This window comes from Cryobacterium sp. W22_MBD10_FK3, from assembly GCF_052113745.1.
GTDB lineage: Bacteria > Actinomycetota > Actinomycetes > Actinomycetales > Microbacteriaceae > Cryobacterium.
In genome coordinates this window covers 23,618-49,490 of the sequence record NZ_JBGQOH010000005.1, presented here as the reverse complement: position 1 = coordinate 49,490, position 25,873 = coordinate 23,618, and the positions used below count along the sequence as shown (strand labels likewise).

Here is a 25,873-nt window from a genome sequence, read left to right as displayed (position 1 = left end):
CTTCCCGTGAGCGGACCGCACCGGGGCGCACTTTCGGGTGGCTCATCAACCGTCGAATGCAAAGGTTTCACGTGAAACATCCTGGTGAAGACCAGCAGGCCGGCACCGCCGGCTCAGGTGTCGACAACAGCACACCCTTGGCCCGCGAGATTTCGGACCTCACTCGTCGCCGGCAGGTGATCGCCGCGGAACGGCTGCCCAAGCCGGAGACCACGCGGGTCATCACCATCTCCAACCAGAAGGGCGGGGTCGGCAAGACCACCACCGCCGTCAACCTGGCAGCGGCGCTGGCCCGACAGGGCGCCCGGGTGCTCGTGATTGATCTTGACCCCCAGGGCAACGCCTCCACCGCGCTCGGTGTCGAGCATCGCGCAGAGACGTCCAGCGTGTACGACGTGATCATCAATGACCTGCCCATGGTCGATGTGGTGCAGAAGAGCCCGGAATTCGGGGCGCTCTACTGCGTGCCGGCCACCATCCACCTGGCTGGCGCCGAAATCGAGCTCGTCTCCCTCGTGGCCCGCGAACAGCGGCTGCGCCGGGCGCTCGATCTGCACATCAAGGAGATGGCGGACCCGTACGACTACGTGTTCATCGACTGCCCGCCGTCGCTTGGTCTTCTCACCATCAACGCCTTTGTCGCCGCGCGCGAAGTGCTCATTCCGATCCAGTGCGAGTACTACGCGCTGGAAGGCCTGAGCCAGCTGTTGAAGAACATCGAACTGATCGAGAAGCACCTGAACCCGCAGCTCCAGGTGTCCACGATTCTGCTCACCATGTACGACAGCCGAACCAATCTCGCGAACCAGGTGGCGCAGGATGTGCGCGATCACTTCCCGAAACAGGTCCTGGATACCCTGATTCCGCGCTCTGTGCGGGTTTCTGAGGCCCCGAGTTACGGGCAGAGTGTGATCAGCTACGACCTCAACTCGGCTGGATCGCTCTCCTACCTCGAGGCAGCGGCCGAAATAGCCCATCGGGGCGTTCCACGAACAGGAGATGCGCAGTAATGGCGAAACGAACAGGTCTGGGCCGCGGAATCGGATCGTTGATTCCGGTGCAGGACAACCCGTCGCAGGCGCGCCCGGTCGACGTATTCTTCCCGTACAACGAGGTGCCGCACGCGGAGGGCACCGCAGGCGCCTCTCCGGTAGCCGGTTCGGCGACGGCCCTGGCGACCGAGGCCGCCGTGACTGACGACACCGACGGCGCGCTCGACCTGCTGCCGGTTCCCGGCGCACGGCTGGCGCACCTGGACCCTGCCGACATCGTTCCGAACGCGGTTCAGCCGCGAAGAGTGTTCAACGAGGACGACCTGGCCGAACTGGTGCACAGCATCCGCGAAGTGGGCGTGCTGCAGCCCATCGTGGTTCGTCCGCTGGCCGAGCAACCGGGCAAGTACGAACTTGTGATGGGTGAGCGCCGTCTGCGCGCCACCAAGGAAGTCGGACTCGACAGCATTCCCGCCATTGTGCGCGATACCGCTGACATCGACATGCTGCGCGACGCGCTGCTGGAGAACCTGCACCGCGCTCAGCTCAACCCGCTCGAAGAGGCATCGGCCTACCAGCAGCTGCTCTCCGACTTCGGCATCACCCAGGAAGAGCTGGCCAGCCGAATCGGCCGGTCGCGACCCCAGATCACGAACACCCTGCGTCTGCTGAAACTGCCCGAAGCGGTTCAGCTTCGGGTGGCAGCCGGAGTGCTGTCCGCCGGCCACGCGCGCGCCGTGCTGTCAGTGGGGGAGCCCGAGGGCATGTTGCGCCTGGCGGACAAGATCGTGAACGAGGACCTGTCCGTTCGTGCAGCAGAAGCCGCCGCGGCCGCCGGACCCAAGCCCGTCACCGTGAAGCCTGCCCCCGGCAAGCGTCAGGGTCATCTCAACGAGATCGCCGATCACCTCGGAGATCGCCTGGATACCCGCGTGAAGATCAGTCTCGGCGCAAGAAAAGGTCAGATCACGGTCGATTTCGCAACGATTGGCGACCTAAACCGCATTCTCGGTGTGCTCGGAGAACCCGGCTTCGGAGCCAACTAGCGCCAGCATGTTTCACGTGAAACATGCCGTCTGCTGAGTCTTTACAGTCTCACCAGAAGAGGGAATCCCGCAGCACAATTCGACGAAAGCACGCCCGGGGTCTCGACAGGCTCGACCAGCGGCGTGGCTGGGTGAGCTTGCTGGTCATCGCGCCCATCGCGCATCTCACATTCCGCTGACTGAGCCTGTCGAAATCAGTGCCGCCAGGGGCCTTGCGGCTTACGAACCGGATGGCCCGGGTCTCGACAAGCTCGACCAGCGGTGTGGCTGTGTCTGATAAATGGCCGGCGCGCCCAGCCCGCTGATTGAGCTTGTCGGAATCGGACTTCAAACCACCTCGGCGCTGGGATCTAAGCGGAGTAGCGGGTCCCGCGGAAGCCCTCCAGCGAGCATGTTGTTGCTTGCGCCAGCCGATTGGACCGGCCAAATAGTCGAATATGGCGACAAATCTCCTGGATTGGGACGGGCTGAGCGAGTTTCTGTGCGCTTTCTCGGTGCGGCGCGACGGGGGAGAGGGCGCAGGATGGCGCACAGCGACGTCAAAATTGCGAAATACAGGCGTTCTAGTGCCGGATTTCGGTCAGATTGAGTCGGATTGGACAGCCGAAGCCGGCGGCCACGAGAAGTTCTGTTGCCGGCAGCGAGGGTTGCACGGTCGTTGCGACTGGTTCGGAAGTGCCGGAAACGAGATGTCGGCATTTGGGACGGCCTCACAAAGCGCGGGGGAGGGGTGTTGCCCGCGACTCGATTGAGGGTTTCACGTGAAACACTCCCAATACGCGGCGTGTGATCCGGAAACAGAAGCGAGAGGCGACACGTGTTTCACTTGAAACGGTTCCGAGATGCGCTGCAGGGACGGGAGGCAGAAGCAACTGGCTGCCTATGTTTCACGTGAAACAGCCCGCAGAATCAGTGCGAGTTTCACGTGAAACATCCGCGCTAACGCAAGCTGGTTGAGGCCGCGCGAGCGAGCGCAGCGTAGACCGTACCGAGGCTCTGGCCAGACGCCTCAATGGACTGCGGGGCGAGCGAGGTCTCGGTCAAGCCCGGCAGCACATTCGCCTCGAGGAACCAGGCGACGCCGTCGGCATCCACCATGAGGTCGATGCGGGAGAGCTGCGCGAGCCCGAGCAGGCTGTGGATCGCGACGGCGGTCTCCGCCACTCGCTGTGCGACATCCGGTGCGATGCGCGCGGGGGTGAAGAACAGGGTCTCACCAGCGTTGTAGCGTGCTTCGAAGCTGAAGACGCCGCTGACGGGCACGATTTCGACCGCGGGCAGCGCCACGGGACCGTCGCCGGTATCAATCACGGTCACCGCCAGCTCGGTGCCCTCGATCTTGGTCTCCACCAGCGCGGTCTCGTCGTAGGTGTACGCATCCACCATGGCGCGGGGGAGACCCGCGGGGGACTCGACGATGGTGACGCCCTGAGCTGACCCGCCTTGGGCGGGCTTGACGACGAGAGGAGTGCCGAGGGCAAGGGTGAGGTGCTCCAGAACACTGGCGGCGCCGAGGTCGCGGAAGGTCTCCCGGGAGAGGGCGATCCAGGTGGGGGTGGCATAGCCCGCGCGCCGCACGAGCTCCTTGGCCGTGGGCTTGGACCAGGCCAGACCGGCCGCGGTGCCACGCGGCCCGACGTGGGGGATGCCGGTCGTCTCCAGGAGGGACAGCAGTGCGCCGTCCTCGCCGGTGGCGCCGTGCAACACCGGCCAGATCACGTCGGGGCGGCGCTCGGCCAGCTCGGTGAGCAGCCCGGCCTGGGGGTCGAGCACCGTCACGGTGTGGCCGAGGCCGGTGAGTTCGTCGGCCACCCGGCGTCCGCTGCGCATGGAGACGTCTCGCTCGTGCGAGATTCCGCCCGCGAGCACCACAATGTCAAGAAACTCGGATTCGCTCATGATCTGGGATTTTCCTTAGCTCGAGCCGGAGGTACGCGGAGGTTAGTTGATGTCGGGCGGCGGGGCGCCGAAGCGACGGCCGTCATGCGCGGGAAACAGGGATCCGGTGCCGGCGAAGGTGTCGAGCAGCTCGAGCTCGTCGCGGATCACGGTGGCGAGTCGACGGATGCCGAGACGGATGTGGTCTGGGGTGGGATAGCAGAACGAGAGCCGGATATTCTGCCGGCCCTGACCATCCGCGAAGAAGGCGGTGCCGGGCGTGTATGCCACGAGTTCTTTCACGGCACGGGGCAGCATCGCCTTGGAGTCCAGCGTCTCCGGCAGGGTGAGCCAGACGTAGAAGCCACCGTTGGGGTTGGTCCAGGTGAGCTCGGGCAGGTACTCCGTGAGGGCGGAGAGCATCGCGGTTTTGCGTTCGCGGTAGACGCCCCGGAAGGTGTTGATCTGGCCCTTCCAATCCGCGGTCGAGAGGTATTCGGAGATCACCAGCTGGCTGAAAGAACTTGGCGAGAGCACGGCCGCTTCGTTGGCCAGCACGAGTTTCTCGCGAATGGCGTGGGGCGCCAGGGCCCAGCCCACCCGGAAGCCGGGGGCCAGGGTCTTGGAGAAGGTGCCGAGGTAGACCACGCCGTCGCGTTCGATCGAACGCATGGCGTCTGGTGCCTTCTGGTCGAAGTAGAGCAGCCCGTAGGGATTGTCTTCGAGAACCAGGATGTGGTTGGCCTTGGCGATCTCGAGAATCTCCAGGCGGCGCTCCCAGCTGAGGGTGACCCCGGCCGGGTTGTGGAAGCTGGGGATCGTGTAGAGGAACTTGATCTTGCGGCCGGCGGCGGTGAGCCGGGCGATGTGCTCGCGGAGGGCCTCGGGAATCATGCCGTGCTCGTCCATCGGCACATGGTCGACATCCGCTTGATAGGACTTGAAGATGACCATGGCGGTGACGTAGCTGGGGCCCTCGGAGATCACGACGTCGCCCGGATCGAGGAAAAGCTTGCTGACCAGTTCCAGGGCGTGCTGGGAGCCGGTGGTGACGACGACGTCATCGGCGTTGGCCCGGATGCCTTCCAGCGCCATGACCTCGAGAATCTGCTCCCGAAACAGGGGAACTCCCTGACCAGAGCCATATTGCAAGGCTACGGGGCCCTGCTTGCGCATGACGGTGTCCATGGCGTTGATGACCAGGTCCTGGGGCAGGGCGGCGACGTAGGGCATGCCCCCGGCGAGGGAGACGACCTCGGGGCGCGAGGCGACGGCGAACAGGGCCCGCACCTCGGAGGCCCGCAGGGCGGCGGCTCGCTCGGCGTAGTGGTGGTACCACGGGTCGAGGTTGTTGCCGGCCTGGGGGGTGCCTATCGCTGTCACGTCATAATCCGTTCTGGTGAGGCCTTAATCGTATGGGGTGTGCCTCGCGGTGGCCGCATCGATACCGAATATACGAAAACACCCGCCCGGCGGGTGCCGGGCGGGTGTGGGGTTCGCGAAGAACCGGCCGGCGGCTACTTGAGGTAGGCGGCCAGGTCGGCTTCGAGGGCGGGCTTCGGCTTGGCGCCGATGACGGTCTTGACGACCTCACCCTTCTGGAAGACCTTCATCGCGGGGATGGAGGTGATCATGTACTTCGCGGCCAGGGCCGGGTGGTCGTCTACGTTCAGCTTGACGATGTCGATCTTGTCGGAGTTCTCCGCGGCGATCTGGTCGAGGATCGGGCTGACGGCGCGACACGGACCACACCACTCGGCCCAGAAGTCCACCAGGACGGTCTTCTCGTTGTTGATGACTTCCTGGTCGAAGGTGGCGTCGGTGACGGCGCGTGCTGACATGTAGTGCTCCTTAGTTGGTGACGCTTGCAAATTCGGGGTCGCCGGCCTGGGCCAGGAGATCCTCGGGGAGGGTGGCCAGGTAGTGTTCGGCGTCCAGGGCCGCCACGGTGCCGCTGGCGGCCGCGGTGACGGCCTGGCGGTAGGTGGGGTCAATGACGTCTCCGGCGGCGAACACGCCCGCCTGGCTGGTCTTGGAGGACCGTCCGGCGACGGCGATGGTGCCCTCGCTGGTGAGGTCGAGCAGGTTGTGCACCAGGTGCGTGCGGGGATCGTTGCCGATCGCCACGAACAGCCCGCCGATCGGGAGGCTACTCTCGGCGCCGGTGACGGTGTCGCGCAGGCGCAGGCCCTCAACGGCCTCTTCGCCGTCGATGCCGACGACCTCGGTGTTCCAGACGAATTCGATCTTCGGGTGCGCGAAGGCGCGCTCCTGCATGATCTTGGAGGCACGCAGGGTGTCCTTGCGGTGGATGATGTACACCTTGCTTGCGAAGCGGGTGAGGAAGGTTGCTTCTTCCATGGCCGAGTCGCCGCCGCCGACAACGGCGATGACCTTCTCCTTGAAGAAGAAGCCGTCGCAGGTGGCACACCAGGACACGCCCCGGCCGCTCAGGCGCTCCTCGTCGTGGATGCCCAGCTTGCGGTACGCGGATCCGGTGGCAAAAATCACCGAGAGGGCCTCGTGCGTCTCTCCGTTGCCGAGGGTCACTGTCTTGACGGTGTCGCCGAACTCCAGCTTGGTGACGTCGTCGTACACGACCTCGGTGCCGAACCTCTCGGCCTGCTCCTGCATCTTGGCCATCAGCTCCGGGCCCTGAATGCCCTCGGCGAAACCGGGGAAGTTCTCCACATCGGTGGTGTTCATCAGTTCGCCGCCGGCCTCGACCGAACTGGCGATCAGCAGCGGCTTCATGTTGGCGCGCGCGGCATAGATGGCGGCCGTGTACCCGGCAGGGCCCGAACCGATGATGATGATCTGACGCACGCGTAGACTCCTTGAAATCAGTGGGAGAGACGCCCTTCGGCGCCTCACATTCGGGTACAACACATCCTAATCGGATGCTATTCCGCTCTGTCCGGCGCCCGGACCGGGTGCACAGCCGCCGTTCAGCAACCGGTCCTCCGTGGGTGGACCGCGACGGGGCCGGGTCAGCGCCGGAAACGGGCCTTCAGCGGCGCCAGGAAACCGTGCAGTTCACTGCTGCGCATGAGCAGCAGTAGGCCGAAGTACAGGCCGGACATGACCAGGCCGATCACAACCATGGACAGGATCGCCGGGACGATGCCCGACACGGCGAAACCGCCGTCGCGGTTGCCGCCCAGCGTGACCAGGAGGCCGAGCCCGGCGGCGACGGGCAGGATAACCGCCACGAAGTACTTCACGAGGCTGCGCAGAATTCGCCGACCGTCGATGCCACCCAGCCGGGTGCGCAGCAGCCAGGCCGCCAGGATCGCCTGCAGAATGCCCGAGATCGTGACGACCAATGCAATGCCGAAGGCGGTCCATTCGCGGGGGAGCAGCGTGCAGGCAAGCACGCCGATGACGACCAGCACAACCTGGAAGAGGGTGAAGAAGAAGGGGGTGCGGGTGTCGCCGAGGGCATAGAAGGTGCGCTGCACGACGAAAAGCACACAGAATGCGACGAGACCCAGCAGGTAGGCGATGATGACGTTGCCGATGGCCTGGGTCTGTTCGAAACTCTCGTGCACGAAGACCGCGGCGAACGGGTAGGCGCACACCATGATGACGGCGCTCGCGAGCACGATCAGAAGGGTGGTGCCGCGGATGGCAGACGACGCATCCGTTCGGAGGCGTGCGGTGTCGTGCCGTGAGGCGTGTTCGCTCATGCGGGTGAAGTAGGCCGTGGCCACCGACACCGTGATGATCGAGTGCGGCAGCATGAAGATCAGCCAGGCCGTACCGAGCACGGCGGTCGACGCATCCTTGCCGGAGGCTCCCGAAACGACCTGCGTCTCGATGATGCCGGCGCCGGTGGTGAGCAGCAGCATGCCGAAGGTCCAGCCGGCCATCTTGCCCGCGGTGCCGAGCCCGACGCCCCGGAACTTGAAGTCGGGACGATAGCGCAGGCCGATGCGCCGCCAGAAGTAATAGAGGACCAAGGCCTGCAGCACGACGCCGAGGGTGGCGCTGCCGGCCAGCAACGCGATCATCGGTGGTGTGAACTCGGTGGCCAGTCTGTGACCGAGGGGATCGGCACCGAACAACGCCATGAAGACGAGCAGCCCGGCGATGGCGATGACATTGTTGAGCACGGGCACCCAGGTGAAGGGACCGAACGATTTGCGGGCGTTCAGGACCTCGCCCAGCACCGTGTACAGGCCGTAGAAGAAGATCTGGGGCAGGCACCAGTACGCGAACGCGATGGCCAGAGACATCTGGTCCGGCGAATAGCCCAGGCCGATGACGCGGGTGATGACGGGTGCTAGCAGGCTGGCCGCGAGCGTGGTGACGGCCAGGATGCCCAGCGCCAGGGTGACGAGTTTGTTGATGTAGGCGGTGCCGCCGTCGTCGTGCAGGCTGGCTCGCACGATCTGGGGAACGAGCACCGCGGTGAGCACGCCGCCGGCGACGATCGTATAGACGGTGTTCGGCAGCTGATTGGCCAGGGCGAAAGCGTCGGCGCTCTGACCGAACTGGCCGATCACCCGCGCGAAGACGATGACCTTCAGGAACCCGAGCAGGCGGGACACCATGGTGCCGGATGCCAGGATCGCGCTGGCCCGGCCGATGCCGCCCTGACTAGCCACGAGGAGCCGGGGGCAGGTCGTCGGAGGCCGGGGGAGTGAGCGTAGGTTCGCCGGGAGCACGGTCGCCCGTGGTCGGTGGCGTGGCCTCCGGGTCGGCGTCAGCGTCGGCAACAGCGTCGGCGGCCGCCGCGTCAGATTCCGACTGGGCCGCCATGGCGCGGTCGTGACGACGGTGCACGATGTTGCGCCACACGCCGAAGCCGAAGAACAGCACGACCATTGCGGCGAAGATGCGGGAGCCGATGCCTTCCCAGTCCGCCCGAACGTTGACCGAGATCTGGGAGGACTGGCCCATCTCGGCTCCGGCGGGTGTGTACAGGGTCACCCGCAGGGTCACCGCGCCGTTGCCGACTGCGGCCGTCACGGGGATGGAGACGGTCTTGGCGGAGCTGGCATCGAGGACGGCCTCGACATCGTTGCCCACGACCAGGCGACCGTTCGAGGGCACCACCTGCACCCGCACGCTGACGGCCTGGCCGAGAGAGTTGTTGAGGGTGACCGGGATGTCGACCTTGCTCCCGACGACGTTGATCGGACCCTTGGTGCTGACGGTGACGGATTGCAGGACGTTGTGGGACGACACCAGAGTCTCACCGACGACAGTGCGCCACTCGTCGGTGTCGGCCTGCCAGGACGTGGCCAGCAGCGCCAGCAGGGTCAGTCGGTACGGTGCCGCAACGGACGCCGGGTCGGCGAGGGCGCCGGAGAAGTCGATGATCTCCGATTCCCGTTCGATCAGTCGGCGTGCGAGGTCGACGCTGCTCTCTGGTTCGGACTGCGCCTTGAAGGTGACGTCGGCAGCGACCGGCGTCGCGGCGGCGACAGTCAGGGTTGTGGGCGCGTACCACGGCAGGGCGGTGAGCGCGTCGAGGGTCTGGGCGAGCCGACCCGCAGTGGGCGGCCAGCCCCGATCGAGGCTCGCGAGAAGGGTGCGGGCCTGGTCGGGGCTCGCTGCGGCGACGACGGCGATCTGGGAGGACAGCTCGGCCATGGCTCCGCGCCAGTGGTCGTCGGTGGTGGCCATGACGGCCGCACGCAGCGCCTGAGAAATGCCGGTGTCGGCGACCAGGCCGAGTTCGCCCGATCCCAGGTCGACGGTGGTGCCGGGTGTGAGCTCGGCGTCCTCCCCGGAGACATTGCCCGACGAGAGAAGCGTGGTGGTCAGGCCGACGGCGGCGAAGGCAGGCAGGTCGGCCTGAGCGACCGAGTTGTCGGCAGGCCAGGCGATGGTTGTGGAGGTGTAATCCCAGGCCAGGAGCTGCTCGAGGGTCGGCACGGCGTCGTCGGCGGGCTGCTCGGGTTGAGGGGTGGCGTCAGTAGATGTCGGTTCGGGAATATTCGGATCGACGTTTCCGTCTTCCGGCGCCGGCACCTCGGTGGGCTCGGCCGGCAGGAATAACTCAGGATCGGTCGCGAAGGCGAGCGAGGTCGGCGTGAGTGGTCCCGTCGCCCCGGATTGCACCGCGAGAGACGGATCCGCATCTGCATACCCGAGTGGGAATGTGTTGTTCTCCGCCTGCGCGAGCCTGGCCAACCAGTCGACCGCGGATGGCGGTGCGCTGGTACCGAGCACCCTGATGGACGCGATGATCATGGGATCGATCGCCAGTGCGACGGAACGATTGACGGCGCCGTCGAGCTGGCGCGTGAGGATCCCGGATTCGGCGGTATACGTCGCGAGGTCCTCGGCGCTGATGAGGCCGGTGCTATTCGAAGGGGTGGTGACCGGCATCGCCACCGCGAGATTGACCGGAGTGACCGCCGGCGGCTGCACGGTTGAGGTGTCCGGGTACCAGACGAAGGTGGACTGGTCGGTGGCGCGCACCGAGTCACCGGCCGTCAGGGAGGCCGCGATCCCGCGCGGTCCCCACGGGCTCCACTCGAACAGGCCAAGCGAGGCGCGCGGAACAGTGATCCCGACGGTGACCGAGCTGTGCGGCTGCACGGGAACGGAGAGCGGCACGCTCGTCATCAGCTCGCCGTCTTCGTCATCCGCGTCGACGTCGAGCCAGTCGTCGAGGTCGGTCCGGGTGGTGAGCGCCCGCTCGGCGAGGTAGACGTCCACGGTTCCGGTGGGAACAGAGGTAGCGGAGTCGTTGGTGACGGTGACGGAGAGTTCAAGGTCCTGGTCGAGGCGCAGGATCGAGGATCCGCTCGGCGTGACCGTCAGGGCGACCGTGTCTTCGGTGGCGGCGGCACCGACGGCCGCGCTCGTGGCTGCGGTGGCGGGGTTCGCCGCGGCGAGGGCCGGCCAGAGCAGCAGGGGAGCGCAGAGCAGTGCGGCGACAAGGCGGCTCTTGTTTCTGGGGAGCGCAGGCCGACGCGCGTGATTCGGATCGGCCAGCATGTACGGGATTCTACGGCGTACCCGGGGGAGAACCCTCCGCGCAGGCTGGGCGGCGCGCGAGCGCGGCGAGCGAGCAACTACCATTGGGGCATGCAGAGCGTCACGGCAGCCCTCGCGAGACTGGGCGACCTGGCTGCCTCCCCCACGGTGTCCCGTCTGGCGAACTCGTTCGCGCAGGCCGGTTTCGAACTCGCCCTGGTCGGTGGTCCGGTGCGGGATGCGTTCCTGGATCGCGTCACCAACGACCTCGACTTCACCACCAACGCCACGCCGGACCAGATCCTGGGCATCGTCAAACCGATCGCCGAGGCGCACTGGGACATCGGCCGGGCATTCGGCACGATCGGCGCGCAGATCGCCGGCGAAAAGGTGGAGATCACCACCTACCGCGCCGACAGCTACGACGGTCAGACCCGCCGTCCCGATGTGGTCTTCGGCAGCAGCCTCGACGATGACCTGCTCCGGCGCGACTTCACAGTGAACGCCCTCGCCCTGCGGCTGCCGCAGGTGACCCTGGTCGACCCCTCCAACGGCATCGACGACCTCCTCAACGGCGTGCTGCGCACCCCCACCTCGCCGGAGATCTCCTTCGGCGACGATCCGCTGCGGATGATGCGGGCCGCGCGCTTCACCGCGCAGCTGGGCTTCACCCTGGAGATCGACACCGCGATCGCGATGGCCGCCATGGCCGAGAGCATCAACATCATCTCGGCCGAACGCATCGGCGACGAACTCGGCAAGCTGCTGCGCTCGGCTAACCCGCGGGCCGGCATTGAACTGCTCGTGGAGTCCGGGCTGGCTGCGATCGTGCTGCCGGAGATCCCCGCCCTGCGGCTGGAGATCGACGAGCACCACCATCACAAGGACGTCTACCAGCACACCCTGACCGTGCTCGATCAGGCCATCGGCTACGAGCGCACCCGCCGGAACCTGACCGAACCCGACCTCGTGGTGCGCCTGGCTGCGCTGTTGCACGACATCGGCAAGCCGGCCACCCGACGGCTCGAGGCCGGCGGGGTGGTGAGTTTCTACCACCATGACGTGGTGGGTGCGAAGCTGGCCAAGAAGCGCTTGCGTGCCCTGCGTTTCGACAACGACACGATCTCTGCCGTCGGCACCCTTGTCGAACTGCACCTGCGCTTCTTCGGCTACACCGAGGGCGCCTGGACCGACTCCGCTGTGCGCCGGTACGTGCGAGACGCCGGCGACCAGCTCGAGCGGCTGCACATCCTCACCAGAGCCGACGTGACAACCCGCAACCGCCGCAAGGCCGATCGCCTGGGCTTCGCCTATGACGACCTGGAACAGCGCATCAGCGAGCTCAAGGCACAGGAACAGATGGACTCGGTTCGCCCCGACCTCGACGGCGAAGAGATCATGGCGATTCTCGAGCTGAAGCCGGGCCGCGAGGTCGGTGAGGCCTACAGGTACCTTCTGGAGCAGCGGCTCGACGACGGCCCGCTCGGCACCGAGGAGGCCACTCGCCGCCTGCAGTCGTGGTGGGCGACCCGCTCCGCCTGACCCCTCCGCCTGGTTCGCACCACCAGGCCGTCCTCCACAGGTCGCGCCCACACGGGTTGTGCACCGGCACCGCTGCGGGCACCGTCGCGCGGAGGCCGGTGCGTGACGCTTTTTGGCGAGGCGCACCTTGATGCGGAGGGCATCGGGAGGAATTGTGGCGGAAGAGCCACGGTTCCGGTAGTCTTGGCAGGTTGTCTGTGCGCCGGAGTCCCGGCCTCCACGTTCAACACATGCACAACCCTCCTGTTGCAGAAATACTGCAGCCGTTTTAGTCCGAAGGAGGTGGGTTAGTCATGCACCAGTACGAATTGATGGTTATCCTCGATCCCGAGATCGATGAGCGCACCGTAGCTCCCAGCCTTGACAAGTTCCTCAACGTTGTTCGCAACGATGGCGGAACCATTGACAAGGTTGATGTTTGGGGTCGCCGCCGTCTCGCATACGAGATCAACAAGAAGGCCGAGGGCATCTACGCCGTCGTCGACTTCACCGCAAACGCCGCAGCAACTGCCGAGCTCGACCGTCAGCTGAAGCTGTCGGAAGCCGTCATGCGCACCAAGGTGCTTCGCGCAGAAGAGGGCATCGCCCAGGTTGCCGTTGCAAGCAAGCTTGCCGCCGAGAAGGCCGCCCGCAAGGCAGCCAACCCGAAGGCTGCTGTTGCTCCGGTCAAGGCCGACGCTCCTGCCGCAGCTCCCGCTGCCAAGGTCGCCGCATCCGCCAAGCCTGCAGCTGCTCCGGCAGCCCCGGCCGCCGTGGACGCTCCTGCCGAGGCAGACGCCGACAAGGCAAGCGACAAGTAGCCCATGGCCGGCGAGACCGTAATCACCGTGGTGGGCAACCTCACCAGCGATCCGGAACTGCGTTACACGCAGAACGGGCTGGCGGTAGCCAACTTCACCATTGCCTCCACTCCGCGCAATTTCGATCGCGCAACCAGTGAGTGGAAAGATGGCGAGGCACTGTTCCTGCGCGCGAGCGTTTGGCGTGAATTCGCCGAACACGTGGCCGGTTCACTGACCAAGGGTTCCCGTGTCATCGCTTCCGGGCGTCTCAAGCAGCGTTCGTATGAGACCAAGGAAGGTGAAAAGCGCACGAGCATGGAGCTCGAGATCGACGAAATCGGTCCTTCGCTGCGCTACGCCACCGCCTCTCTCACTCGCGCGCAGTCATCCTCTGCTCCCCGCGGCGGCGCGCCCGTCGCGCAGCAGCAGGGTAACGACGAGCCCTGGGCACCCAGCGCCCCCGCAGCCAACACCGGCGGCGGAGATGTCTGGAACACCCCGGGTAACTTCAGCGACGAGACCCCCTTCTAAGCCGAACCTTCACGGTTGACGGCTGCACTCACACGTTTTAAGAAAGTAAGGAAATCATGGCTGGAAAGTCGAGCGGCGACCGCCGCAAGCCGCTCCGCGGTGCTAAGGGTGGCAAGAACGCTGCCCCCGCGAAGTCGATCCGGGTTGGTGTCATCGATTACAAGGATGTCCCCACTCTTCGGAAGTTCATCTCAGAGCGTGGAAAGATCCGCGCCCGCCGCATCACCGGCGTCTCCGTCCAGGAGCAGCGCCTGATCGCGCGTGCCGTCAAGAACGCCCGCGAAATGGCCTTGCTGCCCTACGCCGGCTCAGGCCGGTAAGGAGCCCTCACATGTCGAAACTGATTCTGACGCACGAGGTCTCTGGCCTCGGTACCCCCGGTGACATCGTTGATGTCAAGAACGGGTTCGCTCGCAACTACCTTCTCCCCCAGGGCTTCGCTGTTGCGTGGACCCGCGGTGGCGAAAAGCAGATCGAGCAGATCAAGGCCGCCCGCGTAGCCCGCGAGCACGCCACCCTCGAAGAGGCCCAGGCTCTCAAGGTCACCCTTGAGAACACCAAGGTCAAGCTGGTCGTCAAGGCCGGCGCCGGCGGACGCCTGTTCGGCTCCGTCAAGACCACCGACGTGGCCGAAGCGGTTGCCGCTGCCGGTCTCGGTGCCATCGACAAGCGCAAGATCGAGCTCAGCCCGATCAAGGCGACCGGTGAGCACACGGCGACGGTTCGTCTCCGCGACGAGGTCAGCGCGACGATCACCCTTCAGGTGGTTGCTGCCAAGTAGTCTCGTTTCACCGGGAGTAGCGGTGGTTCCGACAGGAGCCACCGCTACTCCTTTTTAATGCAAGCGCCATACCCCCGTTATTGGCACATTTGTCGCGAGTTTTGCACCCCTTTGTGCACAGGTGTCCACCTATTTCATCAACATTCAATCCACCGTTGAAACTAGTTTCCCCACACAGGTGTGAATAGTTTAAAAGCCCGGTCAGGTCCGGTTAAAAGTTAGAAACTCGTGAGTTCTCCACAGGACAGTGCACAGGTTGTGCACAAGCCGCACGGCGTTTCGCGCAGATTACTCACAGAGTTATCCACAGGGTGGTTTGGCTGCGGCGGGGAGTCTCTCTAGGGTGGGCAAGCGGGTAGTCGCGCAGAGTGCGCCTTCGTGCCGGAGGACCGCTGTCTGCGGCTCCTGATACACCTGAACCACACCAACACGAGGAGGCTCGGCGTGTCGATTGCTCACCTGGGTTACGCCGATCAACGCGGCTCAGATCAACGCGGCTCCGAGTACCGGGGTAACTCCGAACCACGTCACTCCGAGCGCACCCCGCCACACGACCTGCTGGCCGAGCAGAGCGCACTGGGCGGCATGATGCTGAGCAAGGATGCCGTCGCCGACGTTGTCGAGACCGTGCGCGCCGCCGACTTCTACGTTCCCAAGCACGAGATCATCTTCGACGCGATCCTGTCCCTCTATGCCCAGGGTGAACCCACCGACGTCATCACCGTCACCGACGAGTTGACCAAACTGGGCGAGATCTCCCGGGCCGGCGGCGCTGACTACCTGCACACACTGACCAGCCTGGTCCCCACCGCCGCCAACGCCGGCTTCTACGCCACCATCGTGGCCGAACGCTCCATGCTGCGAAAGCTCGTGGACGCCGGCACCCGGATCGCCCAGATGGGCTACGCGGGGGAGGGCGAGGTGCTGGACCTGGTCAACACGGCCCAGGCCGAGATCTACTCCATCACCGGCAGCACCGAGACCGAAGACTACGTGCCGCTCACCGACGCCGTCACCGCCGCCATCGAGGACATCGAGGCGGCCAAGCTCAAGGACGGCCAGTTCACCGGTGTGCCCACCGGCTTCGCCGACCTCGACGAGCTCACCAACGGATTCCACGGCGGCCAGCTCATCATCGTCGCCGCGCGCCCCGCCCTGGGTAAGTCCACCCTGGCGCTGGACTTCGCCCGGGCGGCGTCCATTCACCACGACATGCCCAGCATCTTCTTCTCGCTCGAAATGGGTCGCAGTGAGATCGCCATGCGCCTGCTCGCCGCGGAGGCCTCGGTGCCCCTGCAGAGCATGCGCAAGGGCAACGTGGAGGCCCGGGACTGGACCACCATCGCGGCGACCCGTGGGCGCATCAACGACGCTCCGCTCTACATCGACGACAGCCCCAACATGACTCTCGTCGAAATCCGCGCCAAGTGCCGCCGGCTCAAGCAGCGGGTGGGCCTCAAGCTGGTCGTGATCGACTACCTGCAGCTGATGACCTCGGGCAAGAAGGTCGAATCCCGCCAGCAGGAGGTCAGCGAGTTCTCCCGGGCGCTCAAGCTCCTGGCCAAGGAACTGCAGGTTCCCGTGATCGCCCTCTCTCAGCTGAACCGTGGGCCGGAGCAACGGGCAGACAAGATGCCCGCCATCTCCGACCTCCGTGAGTCGGGCTCGCTCGAGCAGGACGCCGACATGGTGATCCTGTTGCACCGCGAGAGCGCGTACGAAAAGGACAACCCCCGCGCGGGCGAGGCCGACCTGATCGTGGCCAAGCACCGTAACGGCCCCACCCGCACCGTGACGGTGGCCTTCCACGGTCACTACTCCCGCTTCGCCGACATGGTGCCCGGCGCATAGCTGTCGGCTGACCGTTGGGTGTGTCGCTGCCCTAGCCCAGGGCTGCGCGGCGCGTGGTGTGCCGGGTGGGTACGGCGGACCAGGGGTCCTCCGGCCAGGGGTGCTTCGGGTAGCGTCCGCGCATCTCCGCTCGCACCTGCGAGTACGGACCTGCCCAGAAAGATGCGAGGTCGTCGGTCACGGCAAGGGGATGCCCGGCGGGGGAAAGCAAGTGGAACAACACCGGCACTCGTCCTCTGCAGATTCGTGGGGTCTCTGCCCATCCGAAGCATTCCTGGAGTTTCACAGCCACAACGGGACGAGCCGACGCATCATCGACGGGTGGGTAGCTGAGACGGACCTGCGAACCGCTGGGAACCCGGAAGCGCTCCGGAACCAGAGCGTCCAGGTCGACCGCGGCGGGCCAGGGCAGGGTACGGCGGAGAGCAGGGGCAAGGTCGATGCGCGCGGCCGGAGTGCCGGCGGCCAGGTCGCTCAGCTCGGGGCCGAGCCAGGCATCGAGCGTAGCGAGCAGACCCGCGTCTGAGACATCCGGCCAGGGCGATCCGAGCTCGCGATGCAGCAGCGCGAGGCGACGCCGCAGAGCGTCCGCGGCGTCTGACCAGATGAACACTCCAAGGCCGTGCGCTGCGACGGCACGGCGCACGGCATCCCGTCCGCCATCGTCCGCCGGTACGCGCACCGGCACGGACGAGCGAATGATCGCACCGATCCGACGTTCACGGCGCGCAACGACGCGCCCGTTCACGAACTGGGCTTCGACCCGGTCTGTGCAGAGCTGGGGCGCCACCTGCTCCGCCTGGTCCTCGGAGATGACGGCGGCAGAGCGGATGAGCGCTCCGGTTCCCGCGGCCGCTCGCCCCTGTGCGCGAGTCACGTCCGCCACCGCCAACCAGTCGGCACTCGCGAGCTGACCGGTGATCCCGGCACGGGTGCCGGAGGCGAGAAGGAAGGTTGCACCGTTGGGCGATTGATCGACGCGGCGGGCGATCCACTCGGGAAAGGCGAGCGCGATGATCAGTCCGGTCTGATCAGCGCCACCTCGCGCCGTGTCACTCGCCCCGGCGAAGCGCTCGAGACGGCGGACATCCTGCTCCCATCGGCGGGCATCCGGGCTTCGTCCAGTGCGCAGCGCGTTGAGCGTGGCCTGGGCGTCTCCGTCGTGAACGCGGAGATCACCTGTGAGCAGCGCGACGACCTCGGCCGCGGTGCGCCCGCCGACCAGGTCACTCCCGGCGCGCAGTGCGCGGGCGAGGCGCGGAGCCGTCGGGACGCGGGCGAGCGCTCGCCCTTCGTCGGTGGCGCGGCCATCGGCATCGATCGCGCCGAGCCCACGCAGCGCGGCAAGGGCCTCGTCCAGGCTGCCAGACGGGAGCGGATCGACCAGCCGCAGGCCCACGCCACTGGGGGCGCCCCAGCAGGCGAGGAGCAGGGCTGCATCGGTGAGATCTGCCGCCTGGATCTCGGGGGCAGCGTGCGACGGCGCCGTGGCGAAGGTGCGCTCGTCGACGCAGCGGACCACGACGCCAGGCCCCTGCCGGGTGGCGCGCCCCGAGCGCTGGATGGCGGAGGCCTTGGGCGTCGGGCCGGTGACGAGACCGCTCATGCCGCGCGCAGCATCCCGCTGCGGAGCACGAGACAGGCAGGTGTCGACGACCAGGCGTACGCCGGGCACGGTCAGAGAGGATTCGGCCAGTGACGTCGTGACGATGATCCGTGCCGCAGCATCGGGGCTCCGCCCGCTGATCACCGCATCCTGCTCTGCGGCGGGGATCTGGCCGTGCAGTTCCCGCACGTCGAACTCCGCGGCGAGAGAACGGATGCGTCCGGCGATCTCGGAGACCTCACGCGCACCCGGAGCGAAGACGAGAGCATCGGCGGCCGGATCGGTGCGCACGAGGGTGCGGTGTGCGGCAACCGCGGTGCTCGCGACGTGGTCGAGGAAAGCCCAGGTGACCCCCCGCTCATCCAGTCGAGGTGTGGGAGAGGGCGCCCAGCGCACCTCGAGCGGATGGGCCGGTGCGCTCTGGGTCACGATCGGGGCCGGGCACGCATCCGTGCCGAGAATGGTCGCGAACCTCTCGGCGTCGAGGGTCGCGGACATCGCGATGAGGATGAGGTCGTCGCGCAGCTCGCGGACCTCGCCGAGCAGCCCGATCAGCAGGTCCGTCTCCAAAGCCCGTTCGTGCACTTCGTCGATGATAACCGCATCGATCCCGTCGAGACCAGGGTCATCGAGCAGTCGGCGCAGAAGCACGCCGGCGGTAACGAACTCGATCAGGGTGGATGGACTCACCTGGCGGTCGCCACGGACGGTGTATCCGACGCGAGAGCCGAGAGCGGATCCGTCCAACTGCGCGAGTCGCCGGGCGGCAGCGCGGGCAGCGACCCGGCGTGGCTGAGTGACGATCACACGACCCGGAACCCGATCGGCGACGATGGGCGGCACGAGTGTGGTCTTTCCCGTGCCCGGCGGCGCGCTGACGACCACGGTGCGGCTCCGATCAAGCGCAGCACTCAGATCATCGATCGCCGAGGCGAATGCGAGCCCGCGACCGAGTCTCGGCGGATTGAACGAAAGACGGGTCACGTCCTCAGTCTGTCGCGTTTGGGGGGTGTGTGCTCACGTGTCGCAGGTACCGAGCCTCGACTCTGGGGCCCACACGACTTGCCTCAGCGAGCCGACAGGCGGCACGGGCAACCCTCCACCTAGAAGGTCGGGGCCACCGTCGGTCATCCGGGCAGGGTCTTTGGGCCCTGAAAACCGCCTCGGACCGCCAGAGCCCGACGGTACGCTACGAAGTGAGATCGCCCTGGGACGCGCGAACGACCCCGTTTACGCTCGTCCGGTGGCAGATGCGTCAAAGGAGTGGTTACCCGTGAAGGTTGGCATTGGGCGAGAACGCCGAGACGGCGAAAAACGTGTCGCCGCAACACCGGAAACGGTGACCCAACTCACCGGGCTCGGGGTCGACGTCACCGTCGAGGCCGGTGCAGGCCTGGCCTCCGGATACTCCGACTCCGCCTATGAAAAGGCCGGCGCGCAGCTGGTGACCGAGTTCGATCCCGCCGCATTCGACGTGCTCTGCCACGTGCGCCCGCTCACGGCCGAGCTGGCCGCGTCGCTGTCGGCCGGCACCATCACGGTGGGCCTGGCCTCACCGGCGTCGGAGCTGCCCACCGTCAAGGCCCTCGCGGCCGCGAAGGTCACTTCGTTCGCCCTGGAACTGGTGCCGCGCATCTCCCGGGCCCAGTCCATGGACGCGCTCACCTCACAGGCCCTCGTCGCCGGCTACCGGGCGGTGCTCGAAGCCACCATCCGCTTCCCCAGGTTCTTCCCGCTCTACATGACCGCCGCCGGCACCATCCCGCCGGCCCGCGTGCTCGTGCTCGGTGCCGGCGTCGCCGGCCTCCAGGCCATCGGCACCGCCAAGCGCCTCGGTGCCAGGGTGTCCGCCTACGACGTGCGCCCGGCCTCGGCCGATGAGGTCACCTCCATGGGCGGCACCTTCATCAGCCTCGACCTGGCCGCGGTGGAGGGCGCCGGCGGATACGCCAGCGAACTCGCCGAGGATCGGGCCGTGCGCCAGCGCGAGCTGCTCGCCCCGCACGTGGCCAAGGCGGATGTGCTCATCACCACCGCGGCGATTCCAGGCCGGCCTGCCCCGCTGCTGGTGACCCAGGAGATGGTCGCGGCCATGCCCGCCGGCTCCGTGATCATCGACCTCGCCGCCGAAACCGGCGGCAACGTGGAGGGCGTCCTGCCCGGTGTCGACCAGCCCGTGGCCACCACGGCCGGTGACGGTTTCGTCACCCTGGTCGGCATGCGCGATGCCGCGTCCGCGATGGCGTCCGACGCATCCAGGCTGTATGCGAAGAACGTCGCCAACCTGCTCGCGCTGATGACCACCGACGGCCAGGTCGTTCCCGACTTCGCCGACGAGGTCGTCGCCGGCGCCTGCCTCACCGCGGACGGCGAGGTGCGTCACGCACCGACCGCTGCCGCGCTGGAAGGAAAAAACTGATGGATCCGATCACCCTCCTGACGGTCATCGTCTTGACCGTCTTCGTCGGCTTCGAGGTGGTCTCCAAGGTGTCCAGCACCCTGCACACCCCCCTGATGAGCGGCGCCAACGCCATCCACGGCATCATCCTGATCGGCGCAATCATCGTCGCCGGCCAGCTGGACGACCCGTGGCTGATATTCGTGGCCCTGCTCGCCGTCGCCCTCGCCACCGCCAACCTCGTCGGCGGCTTCGTCGTCACCGACCGCATGCTGGGCATGTTCCGCGGCCGTAAGCCCGCCGCCACCCCGAAGGACACCACCAAATGAGCATCCTGAACGCCGAGTGGACCGCACTGCTCTACCTCGTCGCGGCCGTCTGCTTCATCCTCGCCCTCAAGGGCCTGAGCTCACCCAAGACCGCGCGCCGCGGCAACCTGATCGGCGCCGGCGGCGCCACGCTCGCCGTGATCACGGTGTTCCTGTCGGCCAAGCTCGACAACATCCCGTTCATTCTGCTCGCCATCGCCGTGGGCTCCGCGATCGCCGCCCCCATCTCCCGGCGGGTGCAGATGACCCAGATGCCCCAACTGGTGGCCCTGTTCAACGGCGTCGGCGGCGGTGCCGCGGCCCTGGTCGCGATGCTCGAACTCGGGCACAGCGAGGGCCCGTGGGTTCTCGTGGCCGTGGTCTTCACCATGCTCGTCGGTGCGGTCTCGTTCGCCGGCTCGGCGATCACCGTGGCCAAGCTGCAGGAACTGATCACCACCCGGCCCGTCGTGTTCCCCGGCATGAAGTGGGTCATGACCCTCGCCGTGGTGGCCGCGCTGGTCATCGGCGGCTTCGTCGTTGCCACCGGGTCGACCGGCTGGGCCATCCTGCTGCTGGTGATCGGCCTGGCCGTCGGCCTGCTGCTCGTGCTGCCCGTGGGCGGGGCCGATGTGCCCATCGTCATCTCGCTGCTGAACGCCTTCACCGGGCTCGCGGTCGCCGCCTCCGGTGTGGTGCTCGACAACGTGCTGCTGGTGGTCGCCGGCACCCTGGTGGGTGCCAGCGGTACCATCCTCACCCGGGCGATGGCCTCAGCCATGGGCCGTGGTGTCAGCGGCATCATGTTCGGCGCTTTCCGCGGCGGGTCGACGGCCGGTTCCACGGTGCAGAGCAACCGCCCGGTGCGTTCGTCCAACGCGGAGGATGTCGCCGTGATGCTCGCCTACGCGCAGCGGGTCGTCATCGTGCCCGGCTACGGCCTGGCCGTGGCCCAGGGGCAGCACACCATCGCCGAGCTCGCCACGACCCTCGAGGCGCGGGGCGTCGACGTGGCCTTCGCCATCCACCCCGTCGCCGGTCGGATGCCCGGCCACATGAACGTGCTGCTCGCCGAGGCCAACGTGCCCTACGAGTCGCTCAAGGAGATGGCCGAGGTCAACCCCGAGTTCAAGAACACCGATGTGGTGCTCGTCGTCGGCGCGAACGATGTGGTCAACCCGGCCGCCAAGACCTCGCCCGGTTCGCCGATCTACGGCATGCCCATCCTCGAGGTTGAAGACGGCCGGCAGATCGTGTTCCTCAAGCGGTCGATGCGACCGGGTTTCGCCGGCATCGAGAACGAGCTGCTCTTCGACCCGAAGACCACGCTGCTGTTCGGCGACGCGAAGGACTCGCTCACGAAGGTGCTCGGCGCCGTCAACGCCCTCTAGCGCTCGTTTGCCGGGGCGGCGGCTGGGTGAGCGGTAGGCGGGCTCAGCCGAGGGTGCCCCAGAGGTTGCGGTCGGCGAGCACCGACCGCAGGCGTGCCTTGGTGTGGTTGGAGCGCACTATCCAGCGGGCGTCCGGGTGATCGCTTTGGGTGAGGCCGCGGAAGGCGGCCAGGCCCGCCTCTGGGCTCGCGGCGATCGCGACACTCCAGCCGTAGCCGAGGGCCTGCCGCAGCACCCGGTGCGCCTCCCGAGCGCGAACCGGATCGGCCTCCAGCGGCGCGCCCTGCAGCAGCAGGGCGGTGGCCCGGTCGCAGACCCGCAGGGCCAACGCCTGGGCATCTGCGGATTGCAGCAGCCTGGGCTCGCAGATCGCAGCGACGGCGGCCCGGGCCAGCCAGGCATTCTGCTCAGCCGACCAGTCTTCGATGATGCCCTGCATCAGAACCGGATCGGCATCCCCGATCAGCTGCAGCGCGCGGGCGGCGCCCTCCCGCACGCGCCAGCGCTCGTCCGCGGCCGCGCGGCGGAGCGTGAGGAGGGCATCGGGCCGGTCCGGGGGAGTGAGTGCCAGCCGGCCGAGCCCTACGGTGGCGCAGAAGGCCAGGTACTCGTCCGGGGACTCCGCCAGGAGCCGGATCAGCCCCGCCGGGGCCGAGGCGGCGAAGACGTCGGCGAGCGGCAGGTTGGCGCGCGGCCCGGGCAGACCCGAGCGGCTGGTCAGAAAGGCGGGAACCTCGCCCGGCGAACGCGCGAGCAGGTCCGCCAAGGCGGCCTCGTCTTCGGCGGGACTGACCCGCACACTGCCTGCCGGAACGTTCGATGCGACCACGATGGACTCCCTATCGCGCCTGACGGTAGTCGCTGATCCCGCCGCCCGCTACGCCCGACACCGAACCCGGCCAGATGCGCCGCGTAGACTGGGAGGACTCCCTGCGACGAAAGAGGTGCCCGCGTGGCGCATGCCCCGGCAGCAGCCGTCATCGGTGCCCGATACTGGACCGTGCCCGTCGCGCGAGCCCTCGTGGCCCTCGTGCCGGCCGCGGTGATCACATTCAACGCCGATCACTCCGCCGAATTCGGCCTTCTGGTGTTCGGCGCGTTCGCGCTGGTCAGCGGCCTGGTCACCGGGGTGCTGAGCTGGAGGACCGTCACCGACCCCCGGGACCGAAGCCTCTTCACGATTCAGGGCGTCGTCGGTGTCATCGCGGGCGTGCTCGCGCTCGCCCTGAATGCCGGCGGGCTGGGCTTCTTCCTCTACATCGTCTCGGTGTGGGCGGCGGTCACCGGCGTGCTCGAGGTGTACGCGGGCATCCGGGTGCGTGGACGCGGGCAGGTCACCAGGGACTGGCTGGTCGTCGGTGCGCTCACCGCGGTGCTCGCCCTGGTCTTCCTGCTCCTGCCACCGCACGCCGTCGTGGCGGTGGGTCTGCTCGGCGCCTACCTGGTGATCATCGGTGTCTACCTGGTCATCGCCGGCGTCTCCCTCTCCTCTGCGCACGCGGATGCGCCGCGCGACCTGGCCTCCTCCTCCACAGATTCGGACACCCCGTGACCCAGAACACCCCGCACAAGCCCAGCCGGTCTGAGATTCTCAAGCCCATCGAACTCGTCGGCATCTCCGCCGCCATGGGCCTCTTCGTCGGGCTCACCATCCTGCTGGCCACGCGCAACTGGGCGCTCTCGTCCATCGCCCTGGGCATCACCTTCATCATCGCCCTGGTGGTCATCGCGATGCTCGCCCTGGGCATGAAGCCCAACGCGGCCGAGAAGAGCGACCTCGACGAGCAGAACAAGACCGGCGAAACCCCCGGCCACTAGCCGACAGGCATCCCGGGGCTGCTAGTCCGGGATGCCCGATCGAGGGCGCTCAGCCCAGGTAGTCCACCAGCGGGTCGGCCAGGCCGACGTAGCCGCCCGGAGTGAGTTCGAGCAGGCGGGCCTTGGCCGCATCGCCGATCTCGAGGTCCTGCACGAAGGCCACCAGGTCGGCCCGGTTGATCCGCTTTCCGCGGGTGAGCTCCTTGAGTAGGGCGTACGGGTCGGCGATCGAGGAGCGGCCGGCGCTGACCTCGGCGCGGATGACCGTCTGGATGGCCTCGCCGAGGATCTCCCAGTTGGTGTCCAGATCGTGGGCGAGCAGCTCACGGTCCAGGTCGATCTCGCCCAGACCCCGCACGAGGTTGTCGAGCGCGAGCAGCGAGTGCCCGAAGCCCACGCCGATGTTGCGCTGGGTGGTGGAGTCGGTGAGGTCGCGCTGCAGCCTGGAGGTGACCAGGGTGGCCGCCAGCGAATCCAGTAGGGCGCTGGAGAGTTCGAGGTTGGCCTCGGCGTTCTCGAACCGGATCGGGTTGATCTTGTGCGGCATGGTGGAGGAGCCGGTGGCGCCGGCCTGCGGCACCTGGCGGAAGTAGCCGATCGAGATGTAGGTCCAGATGTCGGTGGCGAGATTGTGCAGCACCCGGTTGGCGTGCGAGACCTTGCCGTAGAGCTCCGCCTGCCAGTCATGCGACTCGATCTGGGTGGTCAGCGGGTTCCAGCCCAGGCCAAGGCCCTCGACGAACTCGCGGGACACCGCCGGCCAGTCCACCGAGGGGTCGGCGGCCACGTGGGCAGCAAAGGTGCCGGTGGCGCCGCTGAACTTGCCGAGGTACTCGTTCGCCTCGACCTGCTTCTGAATGCGCTCGAGCCGGTAGACGAAGACCGCCAGTTCCTTGCCCATGGTGGTGGGGGTGGCGGGCTGGCCGTGGGTGCGGGCGAGCATCGCGTCGGCCCGGTAGTCGGTGGACAGGGCCCGGAGAGCGCCGATCAGGGCGCGGAGCTTGGGCAGCCACACCTCCCGGACGGCCTCGGAGACGGTGAGGGCGTAGGCGAGGTTGTTGATGTCTTCGCTGGTGGCGGCGAAGTGGGTGAGTTCGCTGATCTGTTCCAGCGCCAGCGGAACCAGGCGGCGGCGCACGAGGTACTCCACGGCCTTGACGTCGTGCCGGGTGACGGCCTCCAGGGCGGCCAACTCGTCGATCTCGGCCTGCCCGAAGTCGACGACCAGTGCCCGCAGGCCGGTCTTCTGGTCGATGCTGAGCGGGCTCGAGCCGAACAGGCTGCGGTCCGTGAGGGCGATCAGCCACTCCACCTCGACCTTGACCCTGGCCCGGTTCAGTCCAGCCTCGGACAGGTGCTCGCCCAGTTCGGTGACGGCGGCCTGATAGCGGCCGTCGAGTGGACTGAGGACCTGCGGGGGTAGAGGACTCATCGGACTCCCTGTCTGATTGCGGGTGCGAGCTGCGCGAAGAGCGCAAGATTGGCTCTCTCAATCATGCCTAATACGGAGTCAAACAACGCATCGTCGGAATAGTAGGGGTCCGGCACGTCCCGCAGCGCGGCCTGTTCCCGGTCGAAGCTGAGCAGCAGGCGCACCTTGTTGCGGTCCCGCTCGGTGGGCGCCCAGTTGCGCAGGATGCGTTCCTGCGAGCGGTCGAGCACCACCACGAGGTCGAGGTCGTCGAACCAACCCGCATCGAACTGCCGTGCCCGGTGGTGGCTGCCGTCGTAGCCGCGCTTGGCCAGCGCCGAGATCGTGCGGGTGTCGGCCTGCTCGCCGACGTGCCAGTCGCCGGTTCCGGCGGAGCTCGTCGTGATGAGCCGACCCAGCCCGGAGCGCGTGACCAGGTCGCGCAGCATCACCTCGGCCATGGGCGACCGGCAGATGTTGCCGGTGCAGACGAAAATGATCCGGAATGGCGTCGACTCATCGGGACTGAGCGCCGCAAAATTCATGTGTCCATTGTGTTCCACAATCCCCTCCTCCACATCCGCCCGACCAGGCGACTTTCC

22 protein-coding genes and 1 pseudogene are annotated in these 25,873 nt (G+C 67.1%); 13 read left to right on the top strand and 10 right to left on the bottom strand.

The features are described from left to right. Window positions 1-71 precede the first annotated feature (71 nt). Window positions 72-1,010: a ParA family protein gene (locus ACEN2M_RS07285; RefSeq protein WP_441647448.1), complete on the top strand. Its 939-nt coding sequence runs from the start codon at window positions 72-74 to the stop codon at window positions 1,008-1,010. Then, window positions 1,010-2,038: a ParB/RepB/Spo0J family partition protein gene (locus ACEN2M_RS07280; RefSeq protein ID WP_441647447.1), complete on the top strand. Its 1,029-nt coding sequence runs from the start codon at window positions 1,010-1,012 to the stop codon at window positions 2,036-2,038. Before ACEN2M_RS07285 ends, ACEN2M_RS07280 begins: the two co-directional genes overlap by 1 nt. A 939-nt stretch (window positions 2,039-2,977) precedes the next feature. Here the strand turns inward: ACEN2M_RS07280 and ACEN2M_RS07275 are convergent. The 6 genes from ACEN2M_RS07275 to ACEN2M_RS07250 all read right to left on the bottom strand — a co-directional run bounded on the left by ACEN2M_RS07275 (window position 2,978) and on the right by ACEN2M_RS07250 (window position 10,873). Beyond that, entirely contained in the window at window positions 2,978-3,937 is a 960-nt protein-coding gene (locus ACEN2M_RS07275; protein ID WP_441647446.1) for a D-alanine--D-alanine ligase family protein, read from the bottom strand. 42 nt (window positions 3,938-3,979) lie between these two features. Further along, window positions 3,980-5,299 carry an aminotransferase-like domain-containing protein gene (locus tag ACEN2M_RS07270; protein ID WP_441647445.1) on the bottom strand — a complete coding sequence of 440 codons (1,320 nt, stop codon included), beginning with the start codon at window positions 5,297-5,299 and terminating at the stop codon, window positions 3,980-3,982. A 134-nt stretch (window positions 5,300-5,433) separates the two neighbouring features. Further along, entirely contained in the window at window positions 5,434-5,757 is a 324-nt protein-coding gene (gene trxA, locus ACEN2M_RS07265) for a thioredoxin (RefSeq protein WP_066598673.1), read from the bottom strand. Window positions 5,758-5,767: 10 nt separating this feature from the next. Beyond that, window positions 5,768-6,742, bottom strand: coding sequence for a thioredoxin-disulfide reductase (gene trxB, locus ACEN2M_RS07260; RefSeq protein WP_441647444.1), 975 nt, complete (start codon window positions 6,740-6,742; stop codon window positions 5,768-5,770). A 164-nt stretch (window positions 6,743-6,906) separates the two neighbouring features. Further along, window positions 6,907-8,526, bottom strand: a complete 1,620-nt coding sequence (gene murJ / locus ACEN2M_RS07255; protein WP_441647443.1) for a murein biosynthesis integral membrane protein MurJ — start codon at window positions 8,524-8,526, stop codon at window positions 6,907-6,909. Continuing rightward, entirely contained in the window at window positions 8,519-10,873 is a 2,355-nt protein-coding gene (locus tag ACEN2M_RS07250; protein ID WP_441647442.1) for a DUF6049 family protein, read from the bottom strand. Before ACEN2M_RS07250 ends, murJ begins: the two co-directional genes overlap by 8 nt. 90 nt (window positions 10,874-10,963) lie before the next feature. Between ACEN2M_RS07250 and ACEN2M_RS07245 the strand changes: the two genes are divergently transcribed. The 6 genes and pseudogenes from ACEN2M_RS07245 to dnaB all read left to right on the top strand — a co-directional run bounded on the left by ACEN2M_RS07245 (window position 10,964) and on the right by dnaB (window position 16,339). Beyond that, window positions 10,964-12,394 carry a CCA tRNA nucleotidyltransferase gene (locus ACEN2M_RS07245; protein WP_441647441.1) on the top strand — a complete coding sequence of 477 codons (1,431 nt, stop codon included), beginning with the start codon at window positions 10,964-10,966 and terminating at the stop codon, window positions 12,392-12,394. 293 nt (window positions 12,395-12,687) lie between these two features. Next, window positions 12,688-13,050, top strand: a pseudogene (gene rpsF / locus ACEN2M_RS07240) (30S ribosomal protein S6); the annotation flags it as partial. Window positions 13,051-13,197: 147 nt separating this feature from the next. After that, the gene (locus ACEN2M_RS07235; protein WP_088457765.1) at window positions 13,198-13,707 is read left to right on the top strand and encodes a single-stranded DNA-binding protein; all 510 of its coding nucleotides are present in this window, start codon (window positions 13,198-13,200) and stop codon (window positions 13,705-13,707) included. 56 nt (window positions 13,708-13,763) lie between these two features. After that, the gene (gene rpsR / locus ACEN2M_RS07230; RefSeq protein ID WP_035835236.1) at window positions 13,764-14,027 is read left to right on the top strand and encodes a 30S ribosomal protein S18; all 264 of its coding nucleotides are present in this window, start codon (window positions 13,764-13,766) and stop codon (window positions 14,025-14,027) included. 11 nt (window positions 14,028-14,038) lie between these two features. Then, window positions 14,039-14,488, top strand: coding sequence for a 50S ribosomal protein L9 (gene rplI / locus ACEN2M_RS07225; RefSeq protein ID WP_441647440.1), 450 nt, complete (start codon window positions 14,039-14,041; stop codon window positions 14,486-14,488). A gap of 444 nt (window positions 14,489-14,932) precedes the next feature. Further along, on the top strand, window positions 14,933-16,339 hold the full coding sequence (gene dnaB, locus ACEN2M_RS07220) for a replicative DNA helicase (protein ID WP_441647439.1): 1,407 nt from the start codon (window positions 14,933-14,935) through the stop codon (window positions 16,337-16,339). A gap of 31 nt (window positions 16,340-16,370) precedes the next feature. Here the strand turns inward: dnaB and hrpB are convergent, their stop codons facing one another. Further along, window positions 16,371-18,929, bottom strand: coding sequence for an ATP-dependent helicase HrpB (gene hrpB, locus ACEN2M_RS07215; RefSeq protein ID WP_441647438.1), 2,559 nt, complete (start codon window positions 18,927-18,929; stop codon window positions 16,371-16,373). Between the two features lie 289 nt (window positions 18,930-19,218). Between hrpB and ACEN2M_RS07210 the strand changes: the two genes are divergently transcribed. The 3 genes from ACEN2M_RS07210 to ACEN2M_RS07200 are packed head-to-tail and all read left to right on the top strand — an operon-like array spanning window position 19,219 to window position 22,042. Next, the gene (locus ACEN2M_RS07210; protein WP_441647437.1) at window positions 19,219-20,364 is read left to right on the top strand and encodes a Re/Si-specific NAD(P)(+) transhydrogenase subunit alpha; all 1,146 of its coding nucleotides are present in this window, start codon (window positions 19,219-19,221) and stop codon (window positions 20,362-20,364) included. Continuing rightward, on the top strand, window positions 20,364-20,672 hold the full coding sequence (locus ACEN2M_RS07205; RefSeq protein ID WP_103460053.1) for an NAD(P) transhydrogenase subunit alpha: 309 nt from the start codon (window positions 20,364-20,366) through the stop codon (window positions 20,670-20,672). Before ACEN2M_RS07210 ends, ACEN2M_RS07205 begins: the two co-directional genes overlap by 1 nt. Next, complete coding sequence (locus ACEN2M_RS07200; protein WP_441647436.1) at window positions 20,669-22,042, top strand: NAD(P)(+) transhydrogenase (Re/Si-specific) subunit beta; 1,374 nt, start codon at window positions 20,669-20,671, stop codon at window positions 22,040-22,042. Before ACEN2M_RS07205 ends, ACEN2M_RS07200 begins: the two co-directional genes overlap by 4 nt. 43 nt (window positions 22,043-22,085) lie before the next feature. On the opposite strand, the gene ACEN2M_RS07195 is transcribed toward ACEN2M_RS07200, so the two are convergent. Next, on the bottom strand, window positions 22,086-22,871 hold the full coding sequence (locus ACEN2M_RS07195) for a HEAT repeat domain-containing protein (RefSeq protein ID WP_441647435.1): 786 nt from the start codon (window positions 22,869-22,871) through the stop codon (window positions 22,086-22,088). 123 nt (window positions 22,872-22,994) lie between these two features. Here ACEN2M_RS07195 and ACEN2M_RS07190 point away from each other — a divergent pair, with 123 nt between their 5' ends. Further along, window positions 22,995-23,594, top strand: coding sequence for an HdeD family acid-resistance protein (locus tag ACEN2M_RS07190; RefSeq protein ID WP_441647434.1), 600 nt, complete (start codon window positions 22,995-22,997; stop codon window positions 23,592-23,594). Continuing rightward, window positions 23,591-23,860, top strand: a complete 270-nt coding sequence (locus ACEN2M_RS07185) for a hypothetical protein (protein ID WP_441647433.1) — start codon at window positions 23,591-23,593, stop codon at window positions 23,858-23,860. The genes ACEN2M_RS07190 and ACEN2M_RS07185 overlap by 4 nt, the downstream gene beginning before the upstream one ends. A gap of 49 nt (window positions 23,861-23,909) precedes the next feature. On the opposite strand, the gene purB is transcribed toward ACEN2M_RS07185, so the two are convergent. Together purB and ACEN2M_RS07175 are read right to left on the bottom strand one after the other, a co-directional pair. After that, window positions 23,910-25,292, bottom strand: coding sequence for an adenylosuccinate lyase (gene purB, locus ACEN2M_RS07180; RefSeq protein WP_441647432.1), 1,383 nt, complete (start codon window positions 25,290-25,292; stop codon window positions 23,910-23,912). Further along, window positions 25,289-25,816 (bottom strand): low molecular weight protein-tyrosine-phosphatase, encoded by a 528-nt coding sequence (locus ACEN2M_RS07175; RefSeq protein WP_441647431.1) that lies wholly within the window; start codon window positions 25,814-25,816, stop codon window positions 25,289-25,291. The genes purB and ACEN2M_RS07175 overlap by 4 nt, the downstream gene beginning before the upstream one ends. Between the last annotated feature and the right edge of the window lie 57 nt (window positions 25,817-25,873).

What these genes read in the sequence shown, in the direction of transcription:
- ACEN2M_RS07280 (WP_441647447.1), top strand. Translation starts at nt 1,010, where the DNA reads ATGGCGAAACGAACAGGTCTGGGCCGCGGAATCGGATCGTTGATTCCG.
- ACEN2M_RS07275 (WP_441647446.1), bottom strand. Translation starts at nt 3,937, where the DNA reads ATGAGCGAATCCGAGTTTCTTGACATTGTGGTGCTCGCGGGCGGAATC.
- trxA (WP_066598673.1), bottom strand. Translation starts at nt 5,757, where the DNA reads ATGTCAGCACGCGCCGTCACCGACGCCACCTTCGACCAGGAAGTCATC.
- ACEN2M_RS07250 (WP_441647442.1), bottom strand. Translation starts at nt 10,873, where the DNA reads ATGCTGGCCGATCCGAATCACGCGCGTCGGCCTGCGCTCCCCAGAAAC.
- ACEN2M_RS07245 (WP_441647441.1), top strand. Translation starts at nt 10,964, where the DNA reads ATGCAGAGCGTCACGGCAGCCCTCGCGAGACTGGGCGACCTGGCTGCC.
- ACEN2M_RS07235 (WP_088457765.1), top strand. Translation starts at nt 13,198, where the DNA reads ATGGCCGGCGAGACCGTAATCACCGTGGTGGGCAACCTCACCAGCGAT.
- rpsR (WP_035835236.1), top strand. Translation starts at nt 13,764, where the DNA reads ATGGCTGGAAAGTCGAGCGGCGACCGCCGCAAGCCGCTCCGCGGTGCT.
- rplI (WP_441647440.1), top strand. Translation starts at nt 14,039, where the DNA reads ATGTCGAAACTGATTCTGACGCACGAGGTCTCTGGCCTCGGTACCCCC.
- ACEN2M_RS07205 (WP_103460053.1), top strand. Translation starts at nt 20,364, where the DNA reads ATGGATCCGATCACCCTCCTGACGGTCATCGTCTTGACCGTCTTCGTC.
- ACEN2M_RS07200 (WP_441647436.1), top strand. Translation starts at nt 20,669, where the DNA reads ATGAGCATCCTGAACGCCGAGTGGACCGCACTGCTCTACCTCGTCGCG.
- purB (WP_441647432.1), bottom strand. Translation starts at nt 25,292, where the DNA reads ATGAGTCCTCTACCCCCGCAGGTCCTCAGTCCACTCGACGGCCGCTAT.
- ACEN2M_RS07175 (WP_441647431.1), bottom strand. Translation starts at nt 25,816, where the DNA reads ATGAATTTTGCGGCGCTCAGTCCCGATGAGTCGACGCCATTCCGGATC.